Here is a 24717-nt window from a genome sequence, read left to right as displayed (position 1 = left end):
AATATTTTATTTTTATTTATTTCATTATTGTAAAATCCGCCATTTTATTTTATTAGTAAAGGGGTAATTATGGAGTTTTTAGAACTTTTGCTAGTCTTTATTGCCATAGTTCTCATGATAATTAAGCCTGAAAAAGAAAAACTAGCTTTTTCTATACTTGTAATTTCATGGGCTATTATGGTATTTGACTATTTAGGTCGCAAATCAGGCGCAATCTTAGGCCTAATGAATCTATAAGGTGGCAAATATGTGTGATATTAACAAAACTAAATTCTTTTATTTTTTAATGTGCTTGGCAGGTTTTTTAATCATTTTAATGCCTGTTGGAATTGCAAATTTGATTTTTGGTTATATGCTAGGTGATAGCCCTTGTACTTCTTGCTGGGGCCAAAGAGAATCAATGATTTTCATTGGCGTAGCGGCTTTATTTATTGTGCGTTATGGTATGAAAGGTAAATTTTTAGCTTTCCTTTTAATCGCGACTGCATTTGGTTTATGGCAATCATTTAATCATATAAGTGGCCATGCACACCGTGATCTTGATCAAGGTTTTGGTTTGCCTATTTTTGGTTTGCATACTTATTTTTGGGCTGAAGTAGTATTTTGGGCTGTGGTTTTATTGCTTGGTGTTATTTTTGCCTTTGCTCCAAAATTTGGTTCTTTTGAAAAAGAAATGGAAGGAGTTAGTTTTAGAAAATTAACTAAATTTAACCTAGCTGCTATGGTTATTGTTGCTTTTATCGTAGCTTCAAATGTCTTCCAAGCTTTCGTAAGCACTGGTCCTATCCCATATAGCGGACAAGGTGATCCAGTTCGTTTTAGTTTAAATCCAAAATATATTATTTGGGATGATTCAGGCTGGAATAAAAGTTGGAAAAGCATTTCTTTCTTAGGAAAACGCGATGTTAAAGAACCTGATTTTGCTTTTGCTCCTGCTAATGAAAAACTAGGTATTGAATTTGATAATAATATCAGTAATGCTCCATTTGCAAATATCGATGATAATCTAAAAATCGTAAATGAAACAAAAATTGATTTTCCTAAAGCTATCAATACACTTGATTATATCAATGGAGAGTATGTCGCAAGTTCAAAATGGGAAGTATTTTTCCTAGATGATAATTTTAGCACTAAAACAGATTTTCTATTAGACCCATATTTTTCAGCCACAATTAATCCTATCATAGGAATTATTCCTTATTTGGACAACAAATACATCTTAATGGGCTCTAATAAAACTTTCTTAAGATTTGCTCAAAATCCTAATGCAGATGAAGCTTTACAATATGCTGATTTTATTAGAGGGGCAAATAATTTTGAAGGACAAGGTGAAAACCTTGGTCGTGGTAGAATTGACACAGTTAGAGCTAAATTCCATCATATTTTAAGCACAACTACTGATGGAAAATACATGTATCTTGCTACCGTTCCAAACAATAAGGATGCTAAAACTTTTGTAATTTCTAAAATTTCTTTAGCAGATAGAGTTCTTTCAGCTGAATTTACTCCTAAAGCTGAGTTAAAAGAAGGAAAAACTTTGGGCGATCTTTATATAACTTCAATGGCTTTTAAAAATGGTAAAATTTATGCATTAAGTAAAAAGCATAATGTTATTGCTGTAATTGATCTAGACAAAGAAGAAGTTGTAAAAACTATTTCGTATCCAGAAAATATAACTAACGCAAGAAGCTTATTCTTCAAAGATGGTAAAATGCACATCTTATCTTATCAAGATGGATCAAACATCCTTTATACACTTGATTAATCTTAAGGCGTTTTTACGCCTTAAGGATTTTAAAGCTAGATAAATAAAATTTAAGATAAAATAACACTTTTTATCAAGGAGTGCTTATTGATTCATATATTTGAACAAAAACAATGTCAAACTATGGCAGAAGAAATTCGCAAAAACACTTTCATTAATGAAGAATTATTTGAAGCTTTTTGTTCTACTCCAAGAGAAATTTTTTCACCTTTAAAAATGCATGCTTATAGACTTGATGCACTTCCTTTAATGGGTAATCAATGGATAAGCTCACCTTTAACTGTGGCCAAAATGACTATGGCACTTGATTTTAAAGAAGCTGATAGTGTTTTAGAAATAGGTTGTGGTAGTGGATATCAAGCTGCGATTTTAAGTAAGCTTATTAGAAGAGTTTTTACCATAGAACGCATCGAAAAACTTGCAATTAGTGCTATAGAAAAATTTAAAAAACTAAACTATGCTAATATTCATGTAAAATTTGATGATGGGCAAAATGGTTGGAAAAATTATGCACCTTATGATAGAATTTTACTCTCAGCTTATATAGAACACATTCCAAATGTATTATTTGATCAACTTGAAAACAATGGAATTTTAGTAGCTCCTTTACTCATAGGAAATCAACAATTTATCACTAAATTTACCAAAAAAGATGGCGAGATTAGCAAAGAAGTTTTAGATGAATGCCTTTTTGTGCCTATTAAAGACGGTAAAGAATAATCTTGCTAATTTTTAAGATAAATATTTAATTTTAATATAATTATTTTTAAACATAAGCTTCTTGTAGGATTTATTTTTTTATAATTATATTAAAAAAGGAATATTATGAGTTTTAAAAGAATACTTTTTGGTTTATTTACTACTAGCATGCTTTTTGCCTATGAGCAAATGCCTCAAAATGCCTCACATGGAAATTTCATAGACAAAGACAAATGGAAAAATTTAGATAAAAACTGGATTTATTGTGAAAGTGGTTTAAATCAAGATTTTATCAATATAAATAGTAAAAAGGCTACAAATAAAAATCATTCTTTAGAATTTAACTACTCAAACGATTCTTTTGGTTTAATAAATGATGGTTATACCATAAAAATGTATTTTGCAAGCAATGGAAGCCATATCATGCTAGATAATACAGCTTATAATTTATCGCATTTTCACTTTCATAGCCCATCAAAGATTTCTATTGATAAAAAATCTTATCCTTTAGAAATTCATTTTAGCCATGTAAGTCAAAAAGGCGATATAGTAGTGGTTGTGCTGTTTTTACAAGAAGGCGCGGAAAATCCTTTTATTAAAAAAATCATCCGTGCTTTTCCTAAAAAAGAAGGCGATAAGCTTTATGTTCAAGGCTTAAGTGCTAATGAGTTATTGCCAAACAATCTTCAATCTTTTTATATCTTTAAAAATAAACTCAACAAGCCTTGTAATCAAAAAATCACTTGGATAGTTTTAAAAGACATAAGCTATGCCTCTAAAGAGCAAATCCAAACTATACAAAATTTAATGGGAAAAAATGAGAATTTAAAAATACAAGAAATTAATAATTTAGAACAAAATGATTAAGTAAGCTAAACTTAATCATGTATAAAAGCTTGAATTTTTTCTAAATTAGCTCTAAAAAGTTTAAAATTTAACTCGCTTGAAATTTTTAAATCAGCAAAAAAAGGATTTTTCAAACTAGCTATGAGCAAATAATCATCTTTTTTCAAAACTCTTTGTGTAGAAAATTCTTTATCCTTTACTTTTTCAAAAATACTTTCACTTGAGCTAATATCTTCTTTTAATTTCTTACTATAAAGCAAAATTCCACAAAAGAAATTCCCAAATTCATCTTTAAATTTCACATCATAAAGAATAAAATCATCAAAAATAAAAGAATTTTGAGAATGATAAGTTTTTAAAGAAAAATCAAAAGCAATTTTTTCAAAATATTTTTGATCAAAGCCTTGTTTATCAAATTTAGCATTATTTTGTTTTAAAAATTCTTCACACATTTTAAACACAAGCTCATTGCGTCCCCACATAAGCTTTCTTCCTAAAATTCTAAAAAACAAAACTCCTGCTAAAACAGCAAAAAACAAAGCTATAATCACATCTTTGCTAAATTGAAAAGCAAGAAAAAATATAACCAAAGCTTCGGCAAATGCTAAAATTTGTAAAGCTTTGAGTCTTTTATTTAAAGCTTGTCTTATGGCTTCAAAATCCATTAAGACTTAGCCTTTTCCATTCTTTTTCTTTGAGTAGGATCAAGATATCTTTTTCTAACTCTAATATTTTGTGGAGTAACCTCTACAAGTTCATCTTCTTCTATCCACTCTAATGCTCTTTCAAGGCTTAATTTTCTAGGTGGTACAAGCTTAATCGCATCATCACTACCACTTGCTCTAACATTAGTTAAATTTTTACCTTTAATAGGATTAACATCTAAATCATTTGGGCGTGAATGCTCACCTATAATCATGCCTGTATATACTTTTGTTTGAGGATCGATAAACAACACCCCTCTATCTTGTAAGTTAAATAAAGAATATCCTAGTGCAACACCATTTTCCATAGAAATTAACGCGCCATTATTTCTTTTTTCAACTGCTCCACTAAATGGACGAAACTCTAAAAAGCTATGGTTCATAACACCCTCGCCTTTAGTATCTGTTAAAAATTGTGATCTAAATCCTATAAGCCCACGCGCAGGAATTTCAAACTCAAGTCTTGTTTGACCATCTCCAGTTGGTGTCATAGTTTTCATTTCAGCTTTTCTTTTACCTAGTTTTTCAATCACTACTCCGGTAAAATCATCAGGCACATCAATCACTAAATGCTCAAACGGCTCTGTTTTAACACCATCTTCTACCTTAACGATAACTTCAGGTCTACCCATACAAAACTCAAAACCTTCTCTACGCATATTTTCGGCTAAAATAGTTATTTGAAGTTCACCTCTTCCACTTACTTTAAATTTACCCTCGCCTGTGCTTTCATATTTCATAGCAATATTAGTTTTCATTTCAGCTTCTAAGCGTTCTGCGATTTTATTTGAAGTTACATGCTTACCTTCAGTACCCGCTAAAGGACCATCGTTTACTGAAAATACTATACTTAAAGTTGGCTCTTCTATATGTAAAGGATCAAGCGGCATAGGGTTGTTTGGATCTACCACGCTATCTCCTACATCTAAAGCTTCAAAACCTGCAATCGCTACAATATCGCCTGTCCCTGCTTCTTCAATGTCCATTTTTTCTAGACCCATAAAACCAATAAGCTTTGAAATTCTTCCATTGATTTTAGAGCCATCTGCTTTAGCAAGCATAACATTTTGATTTTTCTTTACTTTACCATTAAAAATTCTTGCAATCCCTATCTTACCAACGAAATTATCATAACCTAGAGTAAAAACTTGAAGCTGTAAAGGATTTTCATCACTACCACTTGGAGCAGGCACACGCTCAAGTATAGTCTTAAACAACGGCTCCATGTTAGTGCTTTCATCTTCAAGTGCAAGTTTTGCATAACCATTTTTAGCAGCCGCATATACTACTGCAAAATCAAGTTGTTCATCATTTGCCTCTAAAGCCACAAAAAGATCAAAAATTTCATTGATTACTCTTTCAGGATCAGCAGCTGGCTTGTCGATTTTATTAATAACAACAATAGGTTTAAGCCCTAAAGATAAAGCCTTTTTTACCACAAATTTAGTTTGAGGCATAACCCCTTCTTGTGCATCAACTAAAAGCAAAACCCCATCAACCATTTTTAACACACGCTCAACTTCACCACCAAAATCAGCATGGCCTGGAGTGTCTATGATATTTATTTTTGTGCCTTTATAATTAATAGCAGTATTTTTAGAAAGTATAGTGATACCTCTTTCTTTTTCTATATCATTACTATCCATTACACGCTCTGCTATTTGTTCACGCTCATTAAAAGTTCCTGATTGTTTTAAAAGCTCATCTACCATTGTTGTTTTACCATGATCAACATGAGCTATAACAGCTATATTTCTAATATTATCCAAGTTTTTCTCCAAAGTCTTAAATTTAAAATCTAATATTATATAAAAAAAATGCTTAAAAATTAAGATTTAAAAATTGGAACACTTGTTGCTTTTGTCTTGAGTAAGAATTATTTTTAAGGAGAAAAATATGTCAAACCTAAATACTCAAATCTTTAACGCTAACTTAGAAAAACAAGGAACTTCAGTTTTAAATAGTAAGCATTTTATGGAACTTTTAAATTATTTAGAAGTTATAAATTCAAATGAAGAAAAAGAATTAAATTATGCAAAACTTTCAAGTAAAGTAAGTGAAATTTTAGATGATGCTCAAAATGAAAATGCGGTTTTAAATGCTAAAAACATAGAAGAATTATTAGTGATATTTAAAAATTTTAATCTTACTCATGAAAATTTAAAACTTGATTGTGCAGCACAATTACAAAATTTATTTCCAAATTTAGCAAAAAATAATTTTTTAGTAGGTTAATTAATGTCTAATATCCAAGCTAGTGATGCTTTAAACTTACTAAGCATCACTCCACAGAATGAAAACCCAAGTAAAGAAAACACTAGCTCACAAAGTGATGGCGAGGAATTTTTAAATTCCTTATTGCAAGCAATAAATGAAAAAGATGGAAGTTTACCAAAAGATTTCAAGACTCCACAAAAAGATGATAAAGTTAATGATAAAATTTTAAAAGATGATGTCAAAGATAAAATACCGCTGGATGAAAAAGATGCTTTGAAGCTTTTTGAGGGTGCAAATTTTATGCAAATTCTTTCTTTATTGGAGGTTTTACAAAGCGATAGCAAGGATATAAAACTAAACAAACTTGTCCAAGATAATACTGCTATTTTAGCTCTTGAAAAAAACCTACACAAGCTAAAAAATATAAAAAATATTAATGAGCTTTTTAATGTGGCAAAAGAGCTTGGATTAAACATCAAAAATATAAAATTTGAACAAATTAAAGATTTAAAAGAAGCTTTTCCAAATCTTGATAAAAAAGGTTTTTTTGAAATACCAAAACAAAATAATAATACTAATGTTTTTCAAGATTTAATCAATCAAAAAATTACCAAGCTCTTAAAAGAAGAACCAAATACAAGCAAAAATATAAAAAGCAAAGAAAACGAAGGTGTATCTTTGCTTTCTTCTGCTTTAAAAAATATAGAACTTCCAAAAAAAGATATAAAAACACAAGCAAAAGAAAACATTCAAAACATAGATTTTAAAGAAAAACTAGTAGAAAAAATTCAAATTCAAGATGAAAAAGAAATAAAAAACGCAAAAAATATCCAAAATACAACAACAAAATTCAATGAAAAACTAAGTGATATTGAGTTAATTAATCTTACTCAAAACACAAACCTAAAAAAAGATATTAAAGAAAAAGAAAAGCTAGATTTTAAAGAAATATTAAAGAATGAAAAACTAACTACTAGCGAAGATAGCTTTAGTAAAAAAATAAGTTCTGTTTTAGAAAATTCAAAAGATTTAAAAACTGAATTAACAAATATAAAAAATACTCAAAATATACAAAATCAAAATCAAGATTTAAAAATTAACTTAGAAAATCTATTAGCCCCTCAAGATAAACATTTAAAAATAGATAAAAATAATCAAAATATAGATAATTTTAGTGATATTTTTAAACACACAAAAGAGTTTTCAAAAGATGAAAATGATCATAGTGAAGAGAATTTAAATTCTTATGTAAGGGAAATGAATAGGGTTTCTAATAATTTTATAAAAAATCAAAATATTCCTATAAAAGAAACTTTCAATGATTTTGCCCAAGAATTTAAAGAAAAACTAGAAAGCTACAAAGCACCTATAACTCGCTTTAGTATAACTCTTAATCCACATAATCTTGGAGAAGTAGAAGTAACTTTAGTCCAAAGGGGTTCAAATTTAAATATTAGCTTTAACTCTAATCAAAATACCCTAAATCTTTTTATACAACATCAAGCTGAGTTTAAAAATGCTCTTGTAAATATGGGATTTACAAATTTAGAAATGAATTTTAGTAATCAAGAAAGAAAAGAACAAAGCAATCCGCAAAGACAAAAAAACAACAATAGTAAAGAAGATAAGGTGAATTTTGAAAAAGAAATTCAAGAAAAACCAAGCTTAGAAATGGTTTTAGCAAAATATTTTTAAATGGAATATTTTTTGCTTTGAGCTTTAAAAATATATAAAAAAGGATTTTTATGTCAAATATAAACACACAAACCCTTCAAGGTCCTTTAGCAACGCTTAATACTAAAGATATGCCAAATGCTAAAGGAAGCACTAGAGCCGGTGAAGGTGATAGCGGGTTGATTTACAACCCTGGGGCAGAACTTGACAAGGATGCGTTTTTAAAGCTTCTTTTAATAGAACTCCAACATCAAGATCCAACAGATCCTATGGATACTGAAAAAATGCTTACCCAAACAGCACAACTTTCAGCACTTGAAATGCAAGATAATACTAATAAAACCATGACTCAACTTGTAGCTGCGATGACAAAACTACAAAATTCTATTGCAGCAAGCACAGGTATGAGCGCACTAGCTGCAGTTGGAAAGCTTGCAACAGTTAAAGATAATTACCTTGTAGTGGCAGATGATGATATACAATTTCAAATTAATATGTATTTACCACAAGAACCACAAAAAGGTAAAAAGACTGATATTGATATTGAAGGTTTTGAGCTTAAGAAAAATGGCGAAGATAAACTAGATATAACAGGTAAGGTAGATAAAGAAATAGCTGAACCTGGAGAAACTATACATATAAAATTAAAAGATGACAAAGGTCAAGAAGAAACGGTTCAAGCAGTAGTTGGAGAAGATCAAACATTTAAAATAGTAGGACATACCCCAAGTGTTGATATCAAAACAGCAAAAATTGATTCAGCTTATAAATCAGACAGCACACCTGTAACATTTACTATTTATAATGAAGCAGGAGATCCTGTAAGAACAATGAGTGTTAAAGATATGAGTGCTGGTATGAAACAAATCGTTTGGGATAGAACAGATGATAGTGGAAGTCCTGTACCATCTGGAAAATACTATGTAAGAGCAAGCTATATAGGTGAAGATGGCACAACCGTTAATTCAACTTATGGTGCTTATCCTATCACTGGAGTTAAATTTGAAGAAGGTGAAGCTCTAGTTGGTATGGGCGGTAGTTGGGTTAAATGGGAAGATATTAAAGAGATTACAGGATAAAGTCATGTTTACAGCATTTTACAATGGAGTAAATGGAGTAAAATCCCAAAGTTATGGTATAGACAATACCGCTCATAATATAAGCAATGTCAATACAGTCGGTTTTAAATACTCTGATGTGGCATTTAAAGATGTATTTTATAGCACCATAACAACACAATCATATAACAAAGGTCAAACTGGTTATGGTAGTGTAGCAGGAGCTACTAATGATATTTTTGAACAAGGTCCGTTAGTTTCTACTGATAATGAATTTGATGTAGCAATTGCTGGAAAAGGCTTTTTTGGTGTAAGTAATGCCAATGGGGTTTATTATACTAGAAATGGTGCTTTTAAACCTGATGCAAATGGATTTTTAGTAGATTCAAATGGAAATTATGTACTTGGAACTATGAATCCATCATTACAAGAAATTCAACTAAGTGATAGAGTTTCTAATATGTTTGGTCAGATTATGGGACAAAAAGTCACTACAGCTTGGAGTGGAACACCTGGACAGAATTTACAAATGGGTGGAGTTAATACTCAAGGACCTATTTCTGTACCTAAAAATCTTTACTTACCACCTCAACCAACGCAAAATATAACTTGGAGTGGAAATTTAGACACAAGCACCAAAACAGAAGCAGTAAATGTAGATGTAGATGCTTCTAAATTTGAATTTAGTAAAAATGAAGATGGTAGTGTAAAAATTTCAGGTAGTGTAAAAGATGAACAAATTTATGGTATAAAACCTGGCGATACTATATATTTTAAAATCACTGATGAAAAGGGTGCTAGTCAAACATTACAAGCTACTTTAGATGAAAATTTAGCTTTTAGTATCGACAATCAAAAACTAGATAAAGTCGATTTAGAAACAGCCAAATTAGAATCATCTCACTTAAGTGTTGAAAAAGAAGTAGCTGATAGCACAGAACTTTCTGCAAAATTAATAAATCCTGATGGATCTATTAGTTGGGTAAAAGTTAAATTAGATAGAGTTTTACCGCAAAATGGTACAGATTTAGAATACAAAGCCGTTGCACAAGTGTATGATAATGATGGCAATAAAATAGGTGGAACAACTGAAGGTTTAATCACTTTTAACGAATCTGGAGCTTTAGTATCTAACACCTTAAATTCGGTAGATAATAATGGCACAAGGGTTAATATAAATCTTGGTTCTTATTATGATCCAAATATACCAAATTCAGGCTATGATGGGCTTCATGCTTTACAAAACAAACAACCTTCAGTGCATACACAAACAGATGGTAAGGGCGAGGGGTTTTTAAATAATTATTCTATTAACACAGATGGCACTATCATCGCCACTTTTACCAATGGAGATCAAATAGCTATGGCAAAACTTGCTTTGTTTAATTTTACAAACGAACAAGGCTTGGAAAAGCTAGGGGAAAATCTTTATGGGCAAACAGGAAATAGCGGTAATCCAACTTTTTTACTTGATGCTAATGGAAATTTCAGCACAGCAACTTTTAAAGGTTCTTATTTAGAGCAATCTAATGTAGATTTATCGGTAGCTTTTACTAACTTAATCACTCTACAAAAAGCTTATGATTCAAGTAGTAAAAGTATCACAACAGCCGATCAAATGATACAAAAAGCAATCAACATGAAACGCTAATTTTAGCTTTTCATGTTTTATTTATATTTTTTTGCTCTAAGATATATTTTACCTCTTGCTCAAAAAATTCATACACCCTAAGCTGAACCAAAGATTCTTCTTCATTTTTATCTATTAAACGCTCAAGTTTATCAAATTTTATCTTTTGTATATATCTTGGATTTTTTTTCAAAAGCAAAGCAATATTTTTAAGTAAAGTATCCAAACTAAGCTCACTTTTTAAAACTCTATCTACATATTCTTTAGAAGTTTGCACCAAAATTGCTTGCCTGCTTTTATCTTTTGGATAAATTTCACTAGCAATATCAGCTAAAACTTGCCAAATTTCTGCTTTTATATTTTTATTTGCCACAATAATAGCCGCAAAAGATTTTGCTCTAAATTCTAAAGACAGATGACTAGGAACAAAAAATTCTCTAAATTTAGATAAAAAATTTGCAAATATACTCAACATACTTCACCTCAATGTTTTTTAAGATATTTTAAGATATTATTTCAACTGCCTTCTCTTAGACCTGTGCAATGCTATTTTTAAGCACCGCTTCAGGGTGGGAACACAGCAGAGCACTTAGACTTAGTGTGTGCCGCAGTCATCTGGGAGAGGGTTTTAAAGTTTAAAATACCCTTTAATATCCTCACAAATTCTAAAGAAATTTACCCCATTAATAGTCGGATTTGTTTTAAAATACTCATACATTCCCACAAAACCGCTTTCAAGCTCTTTAGACTTTACTCCATAGCTAATCGATAAAGCCGCTTCTATAAAAGCTGCTAGCTTATCACAATATTTCAAAGCCTTTCCATCAATAGCCTTAAAACGATCCTCATTAACCGCATCCAAACTACCGCTATAAACACTTGGCTTGTTATTAAAAATACGATTTTCAAATTCATTTTTTACAAAGGCACTTTCTTCATTTTGTCCTTCTCTAATACCAAGTATATAACTAAATTCTTCTCTAAAAGATAGTGGTATAAAAGGTAAAATTTTCTCATTAATAAGCTTCATTTCATACTCATTGATGATTTCATTTAAACCATCTATGCCATATTTTACCGGAGAGATGATATCTCTAGTTAAACTTTCAGGCAAATCATGAAACAAAGCACAATAAAAATTGCTTTCTATCCTACCATCGCATGCTTTTACTTCTAAAGAATAAAAATAAGACAAAATAGCTACCACAAGCATATGTCCTAAAACCGCAGTTTCTGGAATCCTTGGAGTTTGTGCCCATCTTTTTTGAAAACGCAAGCGTCCGCTTAGATCGATTATTTTAGAAATTTTTTGATTAAGAGCTATTTTTCTTGCGCCAATTAACTCATAATAATCTTCTAATTCCTCTTCAACCTTAGCCTTAATCTCATCAATATCACTTAAAAATGAACTAGTTTGATAAACTATATTAAACTCCCACCTTGTCGCAAAATACGAAGCAGCTTTTAAAACAAGCCTTTCTTTTGCACAATCTTTACCTTGCAAAAAAAGCTCATAGCGTTTTAAAAACTCACCATTTTCAATATCTTGAATCATTGGTGCGATTTTACTTAACACCCAAGCACTTACTTGCTCATTTTTTGCACGCGTTATCTCATGATACACATCAGGGCGTATATCAGTCACTACCACCCTACTTAAAAACTCAAAAATCCCCGCTTCTATGATAAAGCGCATATTGACATCTTTTTCCATTTTAGCAATGAAATAAGCAATGATGAATTTATGCGCTTGCTTATCAAGCTCAACTAAATTTGTCATTCTAGGATAATCATTCCACCTTGATATAGAAGCAGCTTTAAAAATATGCTCTATCAATTCTACACTAATCATTTATTTCCTTTTTTTGCTGTGATTTTACTTTATTTTATAATCTTTAGCAAATTTTATTTTGATATTGTGATTTGATATTTTATTGTAAAATAATCTTTAAAACTTATCATCAACATAAATACGAGGTTCTACCATGATTAAATTAAACAACAACCAAGGTTTTGTAAATATAAATGGTAAAAAAATGATGTGGCCGATTTTTGATGAAGTTTTATTTTTTCACAATGATATAGCAACAGTAAAACTCAATGGCAAGTGGGGCTTAATAAATAAAAATGGAGATTTTATAATAAACCCAATATATGACTATATTAGTCACCTTAATGAAAATTTTATAACTATTCAAATAGGTAATAAGTACGGTTTCGCTGACAAAAACGGAAAAATTATAACTGAACCAAAATTTGACGATACGAATGGTTTTTACGAAAATTTGATATCGGTTTTAATAAACGACAAATGGGGCTTTATTGACACAAATGGAGAATTTATAATAAAACCTAAATTTGATTATGCGGGAAATTTTAACGAAGGACTTGCAGATATAAAACTAAATGAAAAATGGGGGTTTATAAACAATAAAGGGGAAATTGTTATAAATCCTATATTTGATGAAGTAGAGAGTTTTAGCGAAGGCCTCGCAAAGATAAAATTAAACGAAAAATTTGGGTTTATAGACAAAAGTGGAAATATTGTTATAAACCCTATATTTGATGAAGTAGAGAGTTTTTATAATAAAGCCGCAATAGTTCAGCTAAATGGAAAATGGGGCTTTGTAGATACTAATGGAAACATTATAAAATAGCAAATATAATTTGATATTATTCCAATTACTAGAACTTTTATTTTCGCATACTCATTATAATTTTAGCAAATTAAAAACTTTCTATATCACTTAACTTAAGATAAACCTCATCATTTTTACTAAGCTCTTTATGATGATAAATGCTAAAAATATGTCCTTCCAAACTCACGCCTAGCTCATAAAAATCCCCATAAAACACACATTCTAAAACGCTAGCCTTTAAAGGAGTTTGTGAGGTTGAAATTTGTATATCATTAGGGCGTAAAATGCCATTTTTACTTTGTAAATATGCTTTAAAATTCTCATCTAAAATTGTATTTGGATCTATAAAAAATGCTTCGCCCAAAAAACAAGCACTATCTATATTTTTAGGCTTATAAAAAAGCTCTTTAGCACTTCCATAGTCTAAAATTTTTCCATCCTTAATCAAAGCGATATTGTCTGATAAATAAAAAGCATCGTCTTTATCATGCGTAACAAAAATAGCACTAAGCTTATGTTCTTTCAAGATATTTTTGATTTCTTTGCGCATTTTAACGCTTAAAGTGTGATTTAAATTTGAAAAAGGTTCATCAAAAAGTATAATTTTTGGCCTTGCGACTATGGTTCTTGCTAGTGCTACTCTTTGAGCTTGCCCACCGCTTAGCTCATTTGGATAGCGTTTTAAAAGTGTATTTAAATTTAAAATTTCCAAAACCTCATCAAGCCTTTGTTTTTGCTCGTTTTTACCTAAAGAGCTTATACCAAAGCATATATTTTCTTCTACATTTAAGTGCGGAAACAAAGCATAATCTTGAAACAAAACCCCCACATCACGCTCTTGCGGGGCTAAATACACACTCTTAGAAGCAACTAGTTTATCTCCTATATAAATACTGCCATCATTGATTTCAAAAAAACCAGCTATACAACCAAGCAAAGAACTCTTACCACAGCCACTTTCTCCCAAAATACTGACAATCTCGCCTTCTTTTAAGCTCAAAGAAATTCCCTTTAAGACCTCTATTTTTCCAAAAGATTTGTAAAGATTGTCAATTTTTAAGATTTCCATTATTGTCCTTTTTGGTTGTTTTTATTTTGCAAATAATGCATTAAAAATGTAGGGATAATCCCAAATAACACTATAATCAAAGATGGCAAAGAAACATTATAAATTAACTCATTTTCACTATAAGCAAATACAAGCGATGAAAGCGTTTGAAAACCTGAAGGTGAAAGTATAGTTGAAATAGGTAATTCTTTTAAAATATCCACACAAATAATCACCACAGCTAAAGCTAAATAATGTTTCATCAAAGGAAAATGAATTTGAGTGAAAATTTTAAGCGGTTTTGATTTTAAGGTTAAATTTGCATAGTCTATATTTTTAGAAATTCTCTCATAGCCTGATTGAGTTGCAAAAATTCCAGAAGCCAAAAATCTCACAAAGTATCCAAAAAACAGCACTAAAAATCCACCACCTATGGCATACTCAAAAGATAAAAGATCAAAAATATAATTTAACACACCCAAAATCACTAAAATTCCCACAGCTACCACAGCTCCAGGTAAAGAATACCCCAAAGTCGTAAGCCAAAGGATGATTTTAGAAGCTTTTGTATCATTTAAACGCACCACAAAACATAAATAAAATGCCACTCCCACAATAGCAAAAGAACTCACCAAAGCCACACTAAGACTATAAAATGCAGGTGTTAAGACATTGCTTAAATTTTGCATAAAATCAAACCCAACCCAATAAACAAGCCACATAATAGGCACGACAAAGGCTAAAAATGCCACTAAAAAGCACCATAAAAAGGCTAAAAATGCCTTTAAGCCTTTTAACTCATCTTTTGGAGTAGGCAAAAACACATTTTGATTAAAGCCTTTTTTACCTCTTTGAATTTTTTCTAAAAGCATTAAAAGCGCGATAAACACAAGTAAAGCCACGCTTAAAGCCACAGCACTGACTTCATCGCCACCACTTCCCCATGTTCTAAAAATTCCTGCACTAAAAGTATCTACGCCAAAATACGCCACCAAGCCATAATCACTCAAAACCTCCATAGCCACCAACAGCAAAGCACCCACTATACCCACACGACAAAATGGTAAAATCACTTTAAAAAATGTTTTTAAATTAGAAGCCTTAAGTGTTTTAGCACTTAAAATGATATTTCCAAGTCCATAAGCAAAGGTATTTTTAGCAAAAAAATACACATAAGGATAAAGAGCAAAAGATAAAATCACAATCACGCCATATGCATTCATGATATCTATACGCTTATCAACACCTAAAAGCGTGGGAATTAAGCCTTGAAATTCAAACAAATCAATCCAAACAAAACCCATTACATAAGAAGGTATAGCCAAAGGTAAAATCAAAAACCATTCAAAAAATTTCGAGCCAAAAAATTTATAAAAAGCTATCAAATAAGCACTAATTAATCCTATAATCAAACACAACACTAAAGTCCCAAACAATATAAAAGCACTACCAAAAATATACCTTGGTAAGACATTTTTACTCAAATGTTTTAAGGTATTAATATCTATAAAAGGAAGGTGTAAGATAATAGCAAGTATAGGCAGTATGATTAAACTACAGAAAAAAAAGGTGGCAAAAGACCACCTTAAACTTAAAAATTTCAAATTTTATTTTTCCTTAAAATTATTTCCATTGAACTTCATCAAAAATCATTAAAGCTTCTTTAGCATTACCCCAATAAGCTTCGAAATTTGGCTTTTCTACTTTAAACTCGCCCCAAGATTGTAAAATTTTAGCAGGTTTTACTTCTTTATTTACTGGATACTCATAGTTTTGGTTTGTTAAAATTTCTTGTGCTTCTTTTGAAAGCATAAACTCGATAAATTTAACCGCAGCTTCTTTATTTTTAGAAGTTTTTAAAACACCTATACCACTTACATTGATATGTGTTCCTCTATCATCTTGGTTTGGAAAAATCACTTTTACTGAATTTGCAGCTTCAACATCTTTAGGATTTTTTGAATTTGCTAGATGTCCTAGATAATAACTATTTGATATAGCCACATCGCCTTCTTTTGCATAGATTGCACGAATTTGATCACGATCCCCACCTTTTGGAGTGCGTGCAAGATTATTTGCTATGCCTTGTGCCCATTCTTTTGCTTTTTCTTTGCCCAAAGTATCTATCATAGCACTTAACAAAGAAATATTATAAACATTATTTGAACTTCTTACTAAAACCTTACCTTTAAATTTAGGATCAGTTAAATCTTCATAAGTTTTAATCTCTCCATCTTTAATTCTATCTTTAGAAGCGATGATGATTCTTGCTCTTGTTGTAAAAGCATACCATTCGTTATTTTTGCCTCTTAGCTCTTTTGGAGAAAGTTTTTCTAGCTCAGGCGAACTAACTGAAACAAAAAGATTATTTGTGCGAACTTGTTCTAAATTTCCCGCATCAGCAGTCATAAATAAATCTGCTTTTGAATTTTTACCTTCAACTTCTAATCTTTTAGCAAGCTCATTAGCCTTAGCTTGCACCACATTTACACTAATGCCTGTTTTTTCTTGAAATAATTTGAAAATTCCTTTATCAGAATCATAATGACGATGAGAATAAATCGTAAGCTCTTGAGCACTTAAGCTCATAGCAGCTAGTAAAGATAGTAAAACTACTTTTGCTTTCATTTTATAAATTTCCTTAATTTTAAATTTTGAAATTGATAAGGATTATTATATTAATAATTCACTTTATATTTACTTAAATTGATATACATAATCAATTTAAAATAAAATAATACAAAATTAACATAAATCAAGATATTTTTTCTCTTATTTTTATATAATCATCAAAAATACAATATACAAAGGAGATAAAATGACACAAGAGCAAATTCAAATCATCAAAGATTGTGTACCAATTTTACAAAAAAATGGTGAAGTTTTGACAAAAGAATTTTATAAAATCATGTTTGAAGAATATCCTGAAGTAAAACCTATGTTTAATATGGAAAAACAAGCTTCAGGCGAGCAACCAAAAGCTTTAGCAATGGCTATTTTAATGGCAGCAAAAAATGTAGAAAATTTAGAAAATATGAGAAGCTTTGTTGATAAAGTAGCTATCACTCATACAAAATTAAATGTCAAAGAGGAGCATTACCCTATAGTAGGTGCTTGTCTTTTAAAGGCTATTAAAGTAGTGTTAAATGCAGATGAAACTACACTAAAAGCTTGGGAAGAAGCTTACAAAGCTATCGCACAATTTTACATAAACATTGAAAAAGAAATTTATGCAAAAGCTAAGTGACAATAGGCTTTGATTTTTCAAAGCCTATTTTAAAAACGCTATCCCCGCTTTTGCTATTTTTACATCCTCATCTAAGTGTGCTCCACCCACACCTATACCACCAACAACAACTCCATCTATAAAAATCGGTACCCCACCAGGCATAATAGAAAACTTATCATCTAAATAACGAATATCTTCAGGTATTTTACCCTCTTTTACACCTTTAAAAATAACTGCTGTTTCTCTTTTTTGCGAAGTGGCTGTGTAGGCTTTTTTATAACTAGCATTAATCGTATGCACACCTGCTTTATCATCTCTTAAAACTGCTAAAATTTGACCAGATTTATCTACTATGGTAATACTTACATGAAAGCCATTTTTTCTTGCTTCTTTCTTTGCAAGATCCAAAATCCCTTCAACCATTTGCGAAGTTAGAACAGGCTCTTTTACAAGCTCAAAAGATTTTGCCATCAAACTTACTCCTAAAAATAAACATAAAATAAATAATTTTTTCATTTTTATCCTTTAAAATTTTTCTACTGCATTTTTTGCTAGTTCTTTAATATCGCCTTTTAATTCACAAATTTGACCATTTTGTGCGAGTAAAATTCTATCAGCCATGTCAAAATATACTTCATCATGTGTTATAGCAAATATTGTAATGCCTTTTTGCTTTAAAAGCGACAAAAGCTTAGTATAAAAAAACTTTCTAAACATAGGATCTTGATCAGCTGCCCACTCATCTAAGATTAAAATATCTCTTTTTTCAAGTAAAGCATTAAGCATAGCAAGGCGCTTTTTTTGTCCAGCCGAGAGCTTTATAGTGCTAAAAGTATTTTCCACAAGCTCTACTTTTTCATTTAGTTCTAAAATTTCAAGCCAGTATACCAAGTCTTCTTTGCTAAATTTCTCATCTTCTAAAACATGCTCAAATAAATGAAAATCACTAAAAATCGCACTAATTAAACTTCTATATTCATAAATATTTTCTGAAGTTACTTTTTCATCATCTAAAAAAATATCCCCTTTAAAGTCTATAAAAAGTCCTGCTAAAATCATAGAAAAAGTAGATTTACCACTACCATTTTTCCCTATTAAAAATACGCATTCGCCCTTTTTAAGCTCAAAATTTACAGGTTTTAGTGCAAAATTTTCATTATAAGAAAAAGATACATCTTTAAAACAAAGTTTTTGCCAAGTTTTTTTATTTTGACTAATTTTAAACTCATGAGAATAATTTTCTAAATTTAAATTTGAAATTTTATCTAAAGCGATTTTTGCCATCATAAGCGTAGGAAAACTTCCTATCATAGCTCCAAGTGGCGATCTTAAAAAAAGCACACTTAAAGCAATAGTCGTAGCACTTTGCAAACTAGCAAGTTCATAGCTTAAAGCTATATAAAACTCCACTCCTACTAAAGCTAGCATGGCACTATTGCTCCAATTATTAGATAAGATATGTAAGATATTTCCTATAGTGGAGCTTTTTTTCTTTTTTAGAGCATTTTTTTCAAACTCGTTTTCATAATAATACTTTGCCCTTAAAGGATTTAAGGTTAATTCTTTATGCCCTTGTAAAATATTTTGATAGTTTTTTTGCAAAGCATCGTCATTTTCCCTAGCATTTTTAAAATAAAAATACACCTTACTCATTAAAAAATTATCCACCAAAAAAACGCACACTATCCACACAAAACATAAAAAGAAAATTTCTAAAGAAAGATAAGCTATATAAGCACTTACACAAATAATCAAAACACTTGATTGTATGAATTCAGGAAGTCTTAAAAGTCCAAAAGAAATACTACGCACATCATTATTTAAAGAAGCCAAAATCTTTGCTTTAGTAGTATTTAAAATACTCAAAACACTTGTATCTAAAATTTGCTTTACAACCCTTCTTTGCATTTTAAAAATAAAACTTTGTCCAAACGAGCTTAAAGCAATTTCTACAAAAGAAGAACTCGCAAAAAAGACAAGCAACAAAAGCACAAAATACACGATAATATTTGAGTTTTCAAGATTAGCTTTTAATAAAAATTCATTGATAAAAACTAAAGTCAATACACCTAATATACTCGTAAAAATACTAAAAAGCAAAAAAAGAATGATTTTTAATTTGCTTTCTTTAAATAAAAAAACTAAAAATTTCATTTAATCTAAACCTTAACTCTAAAAGCAAATTATATAACAAAAATATGCATAATAAATTATTTATATTGTTTATGTTTATTTATTTTTATTTAACTATAAATAAATTTTGTTATAATATATTTAAAAATTACATATTGATATTAATAATTATTTAAGGATAGCTGATGTCTAGTTTTTCTAACCATATTCTTTTATCTGGTATTGTTATTTCTATCTTATTTGATCAAAGTCTAGCGCTACCTAGTGGTGGTAAATTTACACATGGAACTAGTGGTTCTATTAGCATAAATGATAATCATATGAATATCCACGGAAATGGGCAAAATTCTGTAATACAATGGGGGGGGGATTTAGCATAGGCAAAAATGAAAGTGTAAATTTTAATGGCTCTAACAAAAACTACCTAAACATTGCTCATGGGACAAGCAAATCTACCATAGAAGGTTTATTAAATGCAAGTGGCAATAATGTCTTTTTAATCAATCCTAATGGAGTAATCATAACTAAAACAGGAACTATCAATGCCAATCGCTTTGTAGCTTCAACCTCATCAATAAGTTCTGATGAAATGCAAAAATTTGCAAATGGAAAAACAAACACCATACAATCACCCATTATAAAATTAGATAAAAACAATGGCAATGTAGTTAATATGGGAAATATTAACGCTGAAGAAGTTGTCTTTATAGGAAATAAAATTTTATTAAATTCAAATATTAAAAATTCAAATGATTTATTAACTAAAATCAACTCAAAAAACATCAAACTTATAGGAAACGAAATAGACATTGATACATCAAATATAAACGCAAATTCTTTATCAAAATTAGAAGTAAGCGCTAAAGAAAGAGGTTCTATATATTTAAATGCTAGTGGATATTACTACGATCCTAATTCTTTTGCAGTTTTTGATAAACTTAAACAAGCTGATTTTCAAAATATAAAACATAATAATAACTCCTTTAACATATATGATTTTGTAGGAATATCTTCAGATGTTGATTGGTGGCATTTTGCCAAAGGTTGGAATGAAAATAAAAAAGATTTTAGAAATACAGCTGTTGAATACAGACTAACAAATGATATAGATTTTAAAGGAAAAAACTATGCAAATTACTGTATAGAAGGATATGGTTGCACCAATATGATAGTAGGATATAAAGATCCTATTTACAATGATAATTGGGAAATTATAGAAGATAATAGCTTTTATAATAAAATTTTTGACGGACAAAATTTTGCTTTAAAAAATATATTCATAGATACAAATGTATTATCAGATTCTTTAAGATATGTTGGTATATTTGGAAATGCTAATGGTTCTGAATTTAAAAATATAATAATTGATTATAACGATAATTCTATTCTATCAAACTCAATGTATACTGGAGGTTTTGTAGGATATGCAAGTGGTGGCAGTAAATTTGAAAATATAGAGTTAAAAAATATCTCTAAAATCTCTACACAAAATAAAAACAATCTCTACGCAGGAGGTTTTATAGGATATGTTAATGGTGCTAACTTTAACAAAATTGATATAAAATCAATAGGAGAAATCAGCGGTATTAGCCTTGAAAATAGATCACATATTGGAGGTTTTGTAGGTGGAATTAACAATGGAAAATTTGAAAATATAAACATATCACAAATAAATAAAATTATTAATGATAAAACAACAAAAGCAACATATACGGGTGGTTTTGCAGGAGAAGTATGGGGAGGAAAATTTAGCAATATCGATATAAGACAAATTGATGAAATTAATGGAGGTTTTGTTACAGGTGGTTTTTCAGGTAATATAGGCTATGCTGATCTTGAAAATATAAATTTAGATATAAACAACATAACCTCCACTTTTACTACTTTACGCCATACTTATGCTGGTGGATTTGTAGGAAGTATTGATTCTGGTGATACTTATTTTAAAAACATCAATGTGCGTGTTAAAAATGTAAAAAGCATTAGTCAAGATAACAAAGATGGCTCGTTGGAAGAAGATTTTTTTGATACAGGAAATGCTTATGCTGGCGGGTTTGTAGGTTTTGCTAATGGAGGTGTTTTTGATAATATTAGCATAGAAGCTGAAAAAATAGAAAGCATTAATAATAACTCCATGGAAGGCACTCGTGCTGCAAGCGGTGGTTTTGCAGGAAAAATAGAAGGATATAGAAGTGATAATTTATCTCTTTCAAATATCACAATAAAAAATATTGACACTATTTCAGGCAAGATTGAAAAAGACAAAAGTGGAATGGTGAATGTTGGAGGTTTTGCAGGATGGATTCAAAAAGAAGGTAAGGGAAGTTTTTCTGACATAAGCATATATGATATAAAAAATATACAAGCTTATGGACAAAAAGACTTTGCCAATGCTGCTGGGTTTATCGGATATATTGAAGGGCGTTCAATGTTTCAAAAATTTAATTTAGATTTTAAAAATATATATTTATTTTTTGAAAATGACTCCCAAATACAATCTTTTGCAAGTGATGGTAAAAATTTAAGTGGAAAATTTATTAGTGCCTATAACGATAAAAATGTAAATTTAGCTTTTAAGAATATACATATTTATCATCATGAAAATGATTTTAATGATGTTTTTAGCGACTTAAAATTATGGAAAGATATGAAAATTAATATTCATACCTATAATGATGATAATAAAAATTTAAAATTTGAAGATTTTTTAAGTAAAGATAATACAATAGCAAGACCTATTATAGAACTACCAAAAAAACCAGATTTTTCAAATAAAATAGAAATTAATTACCCAAATATAGACAATATCATACAAGAAGAAGCCATCCTTGGTAAAGATGATTTATATGAAGATGTCATCAAAAATGAAATTCTAGCAGATCTTATCAATCAGCATTATAAAATATATATTGATGTTTTATTGGATATATTAGCAGAAAAAGATTATAATCTAATGACAGAAGATGAAAAAGTAGATTTTGTGGCAAAATACTTCATCAAAGATACAGCAAATAATAAATCACAAGCCTTGAAGATAGTTCAAAGTTTAGATTTTATAATGGCTTATCAAAACAACGGATTAAATAATGCAAATAATGATAAATTTGAAGAAGGTGTAAAAGATTTTTATCAAAACAATATAAAATCAAATATAGACAAAACAATTGAGAAAAAAATAAGTATATTAGAAATTCTAAAAGGAGAATTAAAAGATATAGTTTTAAATTCACAACAACTTCTAAAAGAATTGGAAAATATAAAATTACAACTTCAAATAGCAGAAAAATCTTATAATGACTATATAAAAAACAATTCTTCACTAGATCCTAATAAGCTAGCTCAATTACTTAAAAATATCAATATGCTAGAAAAACAACAAGAAACAATAGCTTCCAAATTAGGATTAGCAGAAATTAAAAATAAAATAGAATATCAACACAATAAAGGTAGTTTTTTAATAATGGGAGATTATCAATATGACTTATATAAACCTATTTTAGAAAGCATTGATCTAACACCTAGTATTCCTGTTGAACCTGATTTACCTTGGACTGATCTAACACCTAGTATTCCTGTTGAACCTGATTTACCTTGGACTGATCTAACACCTAGTATTCCTAGCATTCCTACACTAGAAAACAATCAAGCAAAATCAAGTCTAAACAATAATCAAAACTATCCTGCAATGATTAATGACAATATTGCTAATTTATTTTTATTTAATTCTTTAGGAGATGATTTAGTTAAAGATGAAATAATAATCAAAGAAATTGGGGAACTTGATATAGAAGCTCGTAAAAAAACTTGTATTGTAAGCGATGGGTTTAAAGCTATGAACCCATGTGCTAATTAAAGAAAGTTAAATGCATAAGATTATTGTTTGCACCTTAATTTTAACATGTGCTTTACGAGCTACAAATGACAATATAAAAATAATAGAATTATCCCCTGATAGAAATATACCACAAAACAAAGCTTTAAAAGAAAATTTAAAAACTGAACAAAATTATGAAAAATTTCAAGATGCTAGAGAAATCATAAATACACACCAAGAACATTATGAAAAAGAAATACTTACTCACTATAATTTTCACATCACAAACAAAGGAATTGATTTTGAAAATTTAGGAATTGAAGAAGAGGAATTACATAATCTCATATTAAATTATGAACAGAAAAAATTTAATATCCAAGATTTGCAAGATGTATCAAATATTGTTGCTTATTATTTCCAAGTTAATGGCTATCCTGCTGCAACAGTGTTTATTCCAAAACAAAATTTTGAAGATGGCAATATAGAACTAAACATTGCTTTAGGAGTATTTGGAAAACACATAATAGAAAACAAAACCTCGATCAAAGATCATTTCATAAAAGATAAATTAGATAAAAAACTTAAAGGTAGAATTATCTCCACTAAATTAATAGAAGATAGCGCATATAAAGTCAATGAAATGTATGGAGTACAAACCCTAGCAGGCTTACAAGCAGGAGAGAATGTAGGAGAAACTGATATAGTTATAGAAGTAGTTCCTGATACTAAGGCTAATGTATTATTATATGCTGATAATTATGGTATTGAAAGTTCTGGCAAATATAGAATAGGCATCAGTATGGGATTTAATTCTATATTTAATATGGGGGATTATTATAATTTTTACTTACAATCAAGCAATGAAAAACAAATCAACTACGGGGCTAGTTATACTTTCTTTTTAGGAAATTTAAAAATTACTCCAAGTGTATCAAAAGGAAATTATTCCTTGGGAGAAGATTATGAAAATGCCGGATTTTATGGTACTTCTAGAAATTTCGGTATAGACTTTTCTTATCCTGTATGGATTAATACTAATTCATCTTTATACTTTACTTCAAGTATTTATCATAAAATACTTAGTGATACAAGTGCTGGATTTTTAACTTTTAATAAGCATTCTAATGTAGGTAGCATAGGTTTAGAAGGTTTATTTAGAAATTTTCATAACACTTTTATTTATAGTACCAAAATTAACCTAGGCAAGGTCTATGACTATGGGGTTAATTTTTTAGGTACTAATTATAAAAATAATAGTAAT

At 29.5% G+C, this 24717-nt stretch carries 22 protein-coding genes and 1 other RNA gene; 14 read left to right on the top strand and 9 right to left on the bottom strand.

What is annotated here, in order from left to right; all coding sequences use genetic code 11:
• Positions 1–69 precede the first annotated feature (69 nt).
• The 4 genes from L8W57_RS04750 to L8W57_RS04735 all read left to right on the top strand — a co-directional run bounded on the left by L8W57_RS04750 (position 70) and on the right by L8W57_RS04735 (position 3331).
• Entirely contained in the window at positions 70–237 is a 168-nt protein-coding gene (locus tag L8W57_RS04750; protein ID WP_133319023.1) for a dihydroneopterin aldolase, read from the top strand.
• A gap of 10 nt (positions 238–247) precedes the next feature.
• Entirely contained in the window at positions 248–1765 is a 1518-nt protein-coding gene (locus L8W57_RS04745) for a disulfide bond formation protein B (protein ID WP_263661613.1), read from the top strand.
• 90 nt (positions 1766–1855) lie between these two features.
• Entirely contained in the window at positions 1856–2485 is a 630-nt protein-coding gene (locus L8W57_RS04740; RefSeq protein ID WP_133319188.1) for a protein-L-isoaspartate(D-aspartate) O-methyltransferase, read from the top strand.
• Between the two features lie 105 nt (positions 2486–2590).
• A complete protein-coding gene (locus L8W57_RS04735; protein ID WP_263662119.1) occupies positions 2591–3331 on the top strand; it encodes a carbonic anhydrase family protein in 741 nt (246 codons plus the stop codon).
• Between the two features lie 11 nt (positions 3332–3342).
• Here the strand turns inward: L8W57_RS04735 and L8W57_RS04730 are convergent, their stop codons facing one another.
• Positions 3343–3975, bottom strand: a complete 633-nt coding sequence (locus tag L8W57_RS04730; RefSeq protein WP_263662118.1) for a poly(A) polymerase — start codon at positions 3973–3975, stop codon at positions 3343–3345.
• Positions 3975–5783, bottom strand: a complete 1809-nt coding sequence (typA, locus tag L8W57_RS04725; RefSeq protein ID WP_220567072.1) for a translational GTPase TypA — start codon at positions 5781–5783, stop codon at positions 3975–3977. The genes L8W57_RS04730 and typA overlap by 1 nt, the downstream gene beginning before the upstream one ends.
• A gap of 127 nt (positions 5784–5910) precedes the next feature.
• On the opposite strand from typA, the gene L8W57_RS04720 reads away from it, so the two are divergent.
• Genes L8W57_RS04720 through L8W57_RS04705 form a run of 4 tightly spaced genes read left to right on the top strand, consistent with a single transcriptional unit; the run spans position 5911 to position 10614 of the window.
• Positions 5911–6249, top strand: a complete 339-nt coding sequence (locus L8W57_RS04720; protein ID WP_133319030.1) for a hypothetical protein — start codon at positions 5911–5913, stop codon at positions 6247–6249.
• A 3-nt stretch (positions 6250–6252) separates the two neighbouring features.
• Positions 6253–7926: a flagellar hook-length control protein FliK gene (locus L8W57_RS04715; RefSeq protein WP_133319031.1), complete on the top strand. Its 1674-nt coding sequence runs from the start codon at positions 6253–6255 to the stop codon at positions 7924–7926.
• Positions 7927–7976: 50 nt separating this feature from the next.
• Positions 7977–8984 carry a flagellar hook capping FlgD N-terminal domain-containing protein gene (locus tag L8W57_RS07945; RefSeq protein WP_263662117.1) on the top strand — a complete coding sequence of 336 codons (1008 nt, stop codon included), beginning with the start codon at positions 7977–7979 and terminating at the stop codon, positions 8982–8984.
• A gap of 4 nt (positions 8985–8988) precedes the next feature.
• A complete protein-coding gene (locus L8W57_RS04705; RefSeq protein ID WP_133319032.1) occupies positions 8989–10614 on the top strand; it encodes a flagellar hook protein FlgE in 1626 nt (541 codons plus the stop codon).
• A gap of 10 nt (positions 10615–10624) precedes the next feature.
• Here the strand turns inward: L8W57_RS04705 and L8W57_RS04700 are convergent, their stop codons facing one another.
• Entirely contained in the window at positions 10625–11068 is a 444-nt protein-coding gene (locus tag L8W57_RS04700; RefSeq protein ID WP_133319033.1) for a hypothetical protein, read from the bottom strand.
• Between the two features lie 52 nt (positions 11069–11120).
• Between L8W57_RS04700 and ffs the strand changes: the two genes are divergently transcribed.
• An RNA gene (gene ffs, locus L8W57_RS04695) (signal recognition particle sRNA small type) lies at positions 11121–11218 on the top strand.
• 3 nt (positions 11219–11221) lie between these two features.
• Here the strand turns inward: ffs and L8W57_RS04690 are convergent.
• Entirely contained in the window at positions 11222–12445 is a 1224-nt protein-coding gene (locus L8W57_RS04690; protein WP_263659558.1) for an HD domain-containing protein, read from the bottom strand.
• A gap of 133 nt (positions 12446–12578) precedes the next feature.
• Between L8W57_RS04690 and L8W57_RS04685 the strand changes: the two genes are divergently transcribed.
• Positions 12579–13250: a WG repeat-containing protein gene (locus L8W57_RS04685; RefSeq protein WP_263662116.1), complete on the top strand. Its 672-nt coding sequence runs from the start codon at positions 12579–12581 to the stop codon at positions 13248–13250.
• Positions 13251–13320: 70 nt separating this feature from the next.
• Here L8W57_RS04685 and L8W57_RS04680 read toward each other — a convergent pair whose 3' ends face one another.
• From L8W57_RS04680 to L8W57_RS04670, 3 genes are read right to left on the bottom strand one after another with little or no spacing between them, the layout of a single operon-like run.
• Positions 13321–14301: an ABC transporter ATP-binding protein gene (locus L8W57_RS04680; RefSeq protein ID WP_263662115.1), complete on the bottom strand. Its 981-nt coding sequence runs from the start codon at positions 14299–14301 to the stop codon at positions 13321–13323.
• Positions 14301–15884: an ABC transporter permease gene (locus L8W57_RS04675; protein WP_263662114.1), complete on the bottom strand. Its 1584-nt coding sequence runs from the start codon at positions 15882–15884 to the stop codon at positions 14301–14303. Before L8W57_RS04675 ends, L8W57_RS04680 begins: the two co-directional genes overlap by 1 nt.
• Positions 15885–15903: 19 nt before the next feature.
• Positions 15904–16908 (bottom strand): extracellular solute-binding protein, encoded by a 1005-nt coding sequence (locus tag L8W57_RS04670; protein WP_133319037.1) that lies wholly within the window; start codon positions 16906–16908, stop codon positions 15904–15906.
• Positions 16909–17098: 190 nt separating this feature from the next.
• Between L8W57_RS04670 and cgb the strand changes: the two genes are divergently transcribed.
• The gene (cgb, locus tag L8W57_RS04665) at positions 17099–17527 is read left to right on the top strand and encodes a single-domain globin Cgb (protein WP_133319038.1); all 429 of its coding nucleotides are present in this window, start codon (positions 17099–17101) and stop codon (positions 17525–17527) included.
• A 24-nt stretch (positions 17528–17551) separates the two neighbouring features.
• Here the strand turns inward: cgb and L8W57_RS04660 are convergent, their stop codons facing one another.
• Together L8W57_RS04660 and L8W57_RS04655 are read right to left on the bottom strand one after the other, a co-directional pair.
• Positions 17552–18025 (bottom strand): GlcG/HbpS family heme-binding protein, encoded by a 474-nt coding sequence (locus tag L8W57_RS04660; RefSeq protein ID WP_133319039.1) that lies wholly within the window; start codon positions 18023–18025, stop codon positions 17552–17554.
• 9 nt (positions 18026–18034) lie between these two features.
• A complete protein-coding gene (locus tag L8W57_RS04655; RefSeq protein ID WP_263662113.1) occupies positions 18035–19663 on the bottom strand; it encodes a multidrug ABC transporter permease/ATP-binding protein in 1629 nt (542 codons plus the stop codon).
• A 164-nt stretch (positions 19664–19827) separates the two neighbouring features.
• Between L8W57_RS04655 and L8W57_RS04650 the strand changes: the two genes are divergently transcribed.
• The 3 genes from L8W57_RS04650 to L8W57_RS04640 all read left to right on the top strand — a co-directional run.
• On the top strand, positions 19828–20022 hold the full coding sequence (locus L8W57_RS04650) for a hypothetical protein (protein ID WP_263662111.1): 195 nt from the start codon (positions 19828–19830) through the stop codon (positions 20020–20022).
• On the top strand, positions 20001–23495 hold the full coding sequence (locus L8W57_RS04645; RefSeq protein ID WP_263662110.1) for a filamentous hemagglutinin N-terminal domain-containing protein: 3495 nt from the start codon (positions 20001–20003) through the stop codon (positions 23493–23495). The genes L8W57_RS04650 and L8W57_RS04645 overlap by 22 nt, the downstream gene beginning before the upstream one ends.
• A gap of 10 nt (positions 23496–23505) precedes the next feature.
• Positions 23506–24717: ShlB/FhaC/HecB family hemolysin secretion/activation protein (locus L8W57_RS04640; protein ID WP_263662109.1), on the top strand; the 1212-nt coding region annotated here is incomplete at its 3' end.

The organism is Campylobacter sp. IFREMER_LSEM_CL1890, from assembly GCF_025772045.1.
In the GTDB taxonomy this organism is placed as follows: domain Bacteria; phylum Campylobacterota; class Campylobacteria; order Campylobacterales; family Campylobacteraceae; genus Campylobacter_D; species Campylobacter_D lari_D.
The sequence above is the reverse complement of the archived record's forward strand: the minus strand, read 5'-3'. Positions and strand labels throughout refer to the sequence as shown.

Coding starts and splice junctions, on each gene's coding strand:
- L8W57_RS04680 (WP_263662115.1), bottom strand. CDS start 14,301: ATGGAAATCTTAAAAATTGACAATCTTTACAAATCTTTTGGAAAAATA.
- L8W57_RS07945 (WP_263662117.1), top strand. CDS start 7,977: ATGTCAAATATAAACACACAAACCCTTCAAGGTCCTTTAGCAACGCTT.
- L8W57_RS04655 (WP_263662113.1), bottom strand. CDS start 19,663: ATGAAATTTTTAGTTTTTTTATTTAAAGAAAGCAAATTAAAAATCATT.
- L8W57_RS04705 (WP_133319032.1), top strand. CDS start 8,989: ATGTTTACAGCATTTTACAATGGAGTAAATGGAGTAAAATCCCAAAGT.
- L8W57_RS04735 (WP_263662119.1), top strand. CDS start 2,591: ATGAGTTTTAAAAGAATACTTTTTGGTTTATTTACTACTAGCATGCTT.
- L8W57_RS04720 (WP_133319030.1), top strand. CDS start 5,911: ATGTCAAACCTAAATACTCAAATCTTTAACGCTAACTTAGAAAAACAA.
- cgb (WP_133319038.1), top strand. CDS start 17,099: ATGACACAAGAGCAAATTCAAATCATCAAAGATTGTGTACCAATTTTA.
- L8W57_RS04645 (WP_263662110.1), top strand. CDS start 20,001: ATGGGGGGGGGATTTAGCATAGGCAAAAATGAAAGTGTAAATTTTAAT.
- L8W57_RS04670 (WP_133319037.1), bottom strand. CDS start 16,908: ATGAAAGCAAAAGTAGTTTTACTATCTTTACTAGCTGCTATGAGCTTA.
- L8W57_RS04700 (WP_133319033.1), bottom strand. CDS start 11,068: ATGTTGAGTATATTTGCAAATTTTTTATCTAAATTTAGAGAATTTTTT.
- L8W57_RS04685 (WP_263662116.1), top strand. CDS start 12,579: ATGATTAAATTAAACAACAACCAAGGTTTTGTAAATATAAATGGTAAA.
- L8W57_RS04690 (WP_263659558.1), bottom strand. CDS start 12,445: ATGATTAGTGTAGAATTGATAGAGCATATTTTTAAAGCTGCTTCTATA.
- L8W57_RS04745 (WP_263661613.1), top strand. CDS start 248: ATGTGTGATATTAACAAAACTAAATTCTTTTATTTTTTAATGTGCTTG.
- L8W57_RS04715 (WP_133319031.1), top strand. CDS start 6,253: ATGTCTAATATCCAAGCTAGTGATGCTTTAAACTTACTAAGCATCACT.
- L8W57_RS04650 (WP_263662111.1), top strand. CDS start 19,828: ATGTCTAGTTTTTCTAACCATATTCTTTTATCTGGTATTGTTATTTCT.
- L8W57_RS04730 (WP_263662118.1), bottom strand. CDS start 3,975: ATGGATTTTGAAGCCATAAGACAAGCTTTAAATAAAAGACTCAAAGCT.
- L8W57_RS04750 (WP_133319023.1), top strand. CDS start 70: ATGGAGTTTTTAGAACTTTTGCTAGTCTTTATTGCCATAGTTCTCATG.
- L8W57_RS04660 (WP_133319039.1), bottom strand. CDS start 18,025: ATGAAAAAATTATTTATTTTATGTTTATTTTTAGGAGTAAGTTTGATG.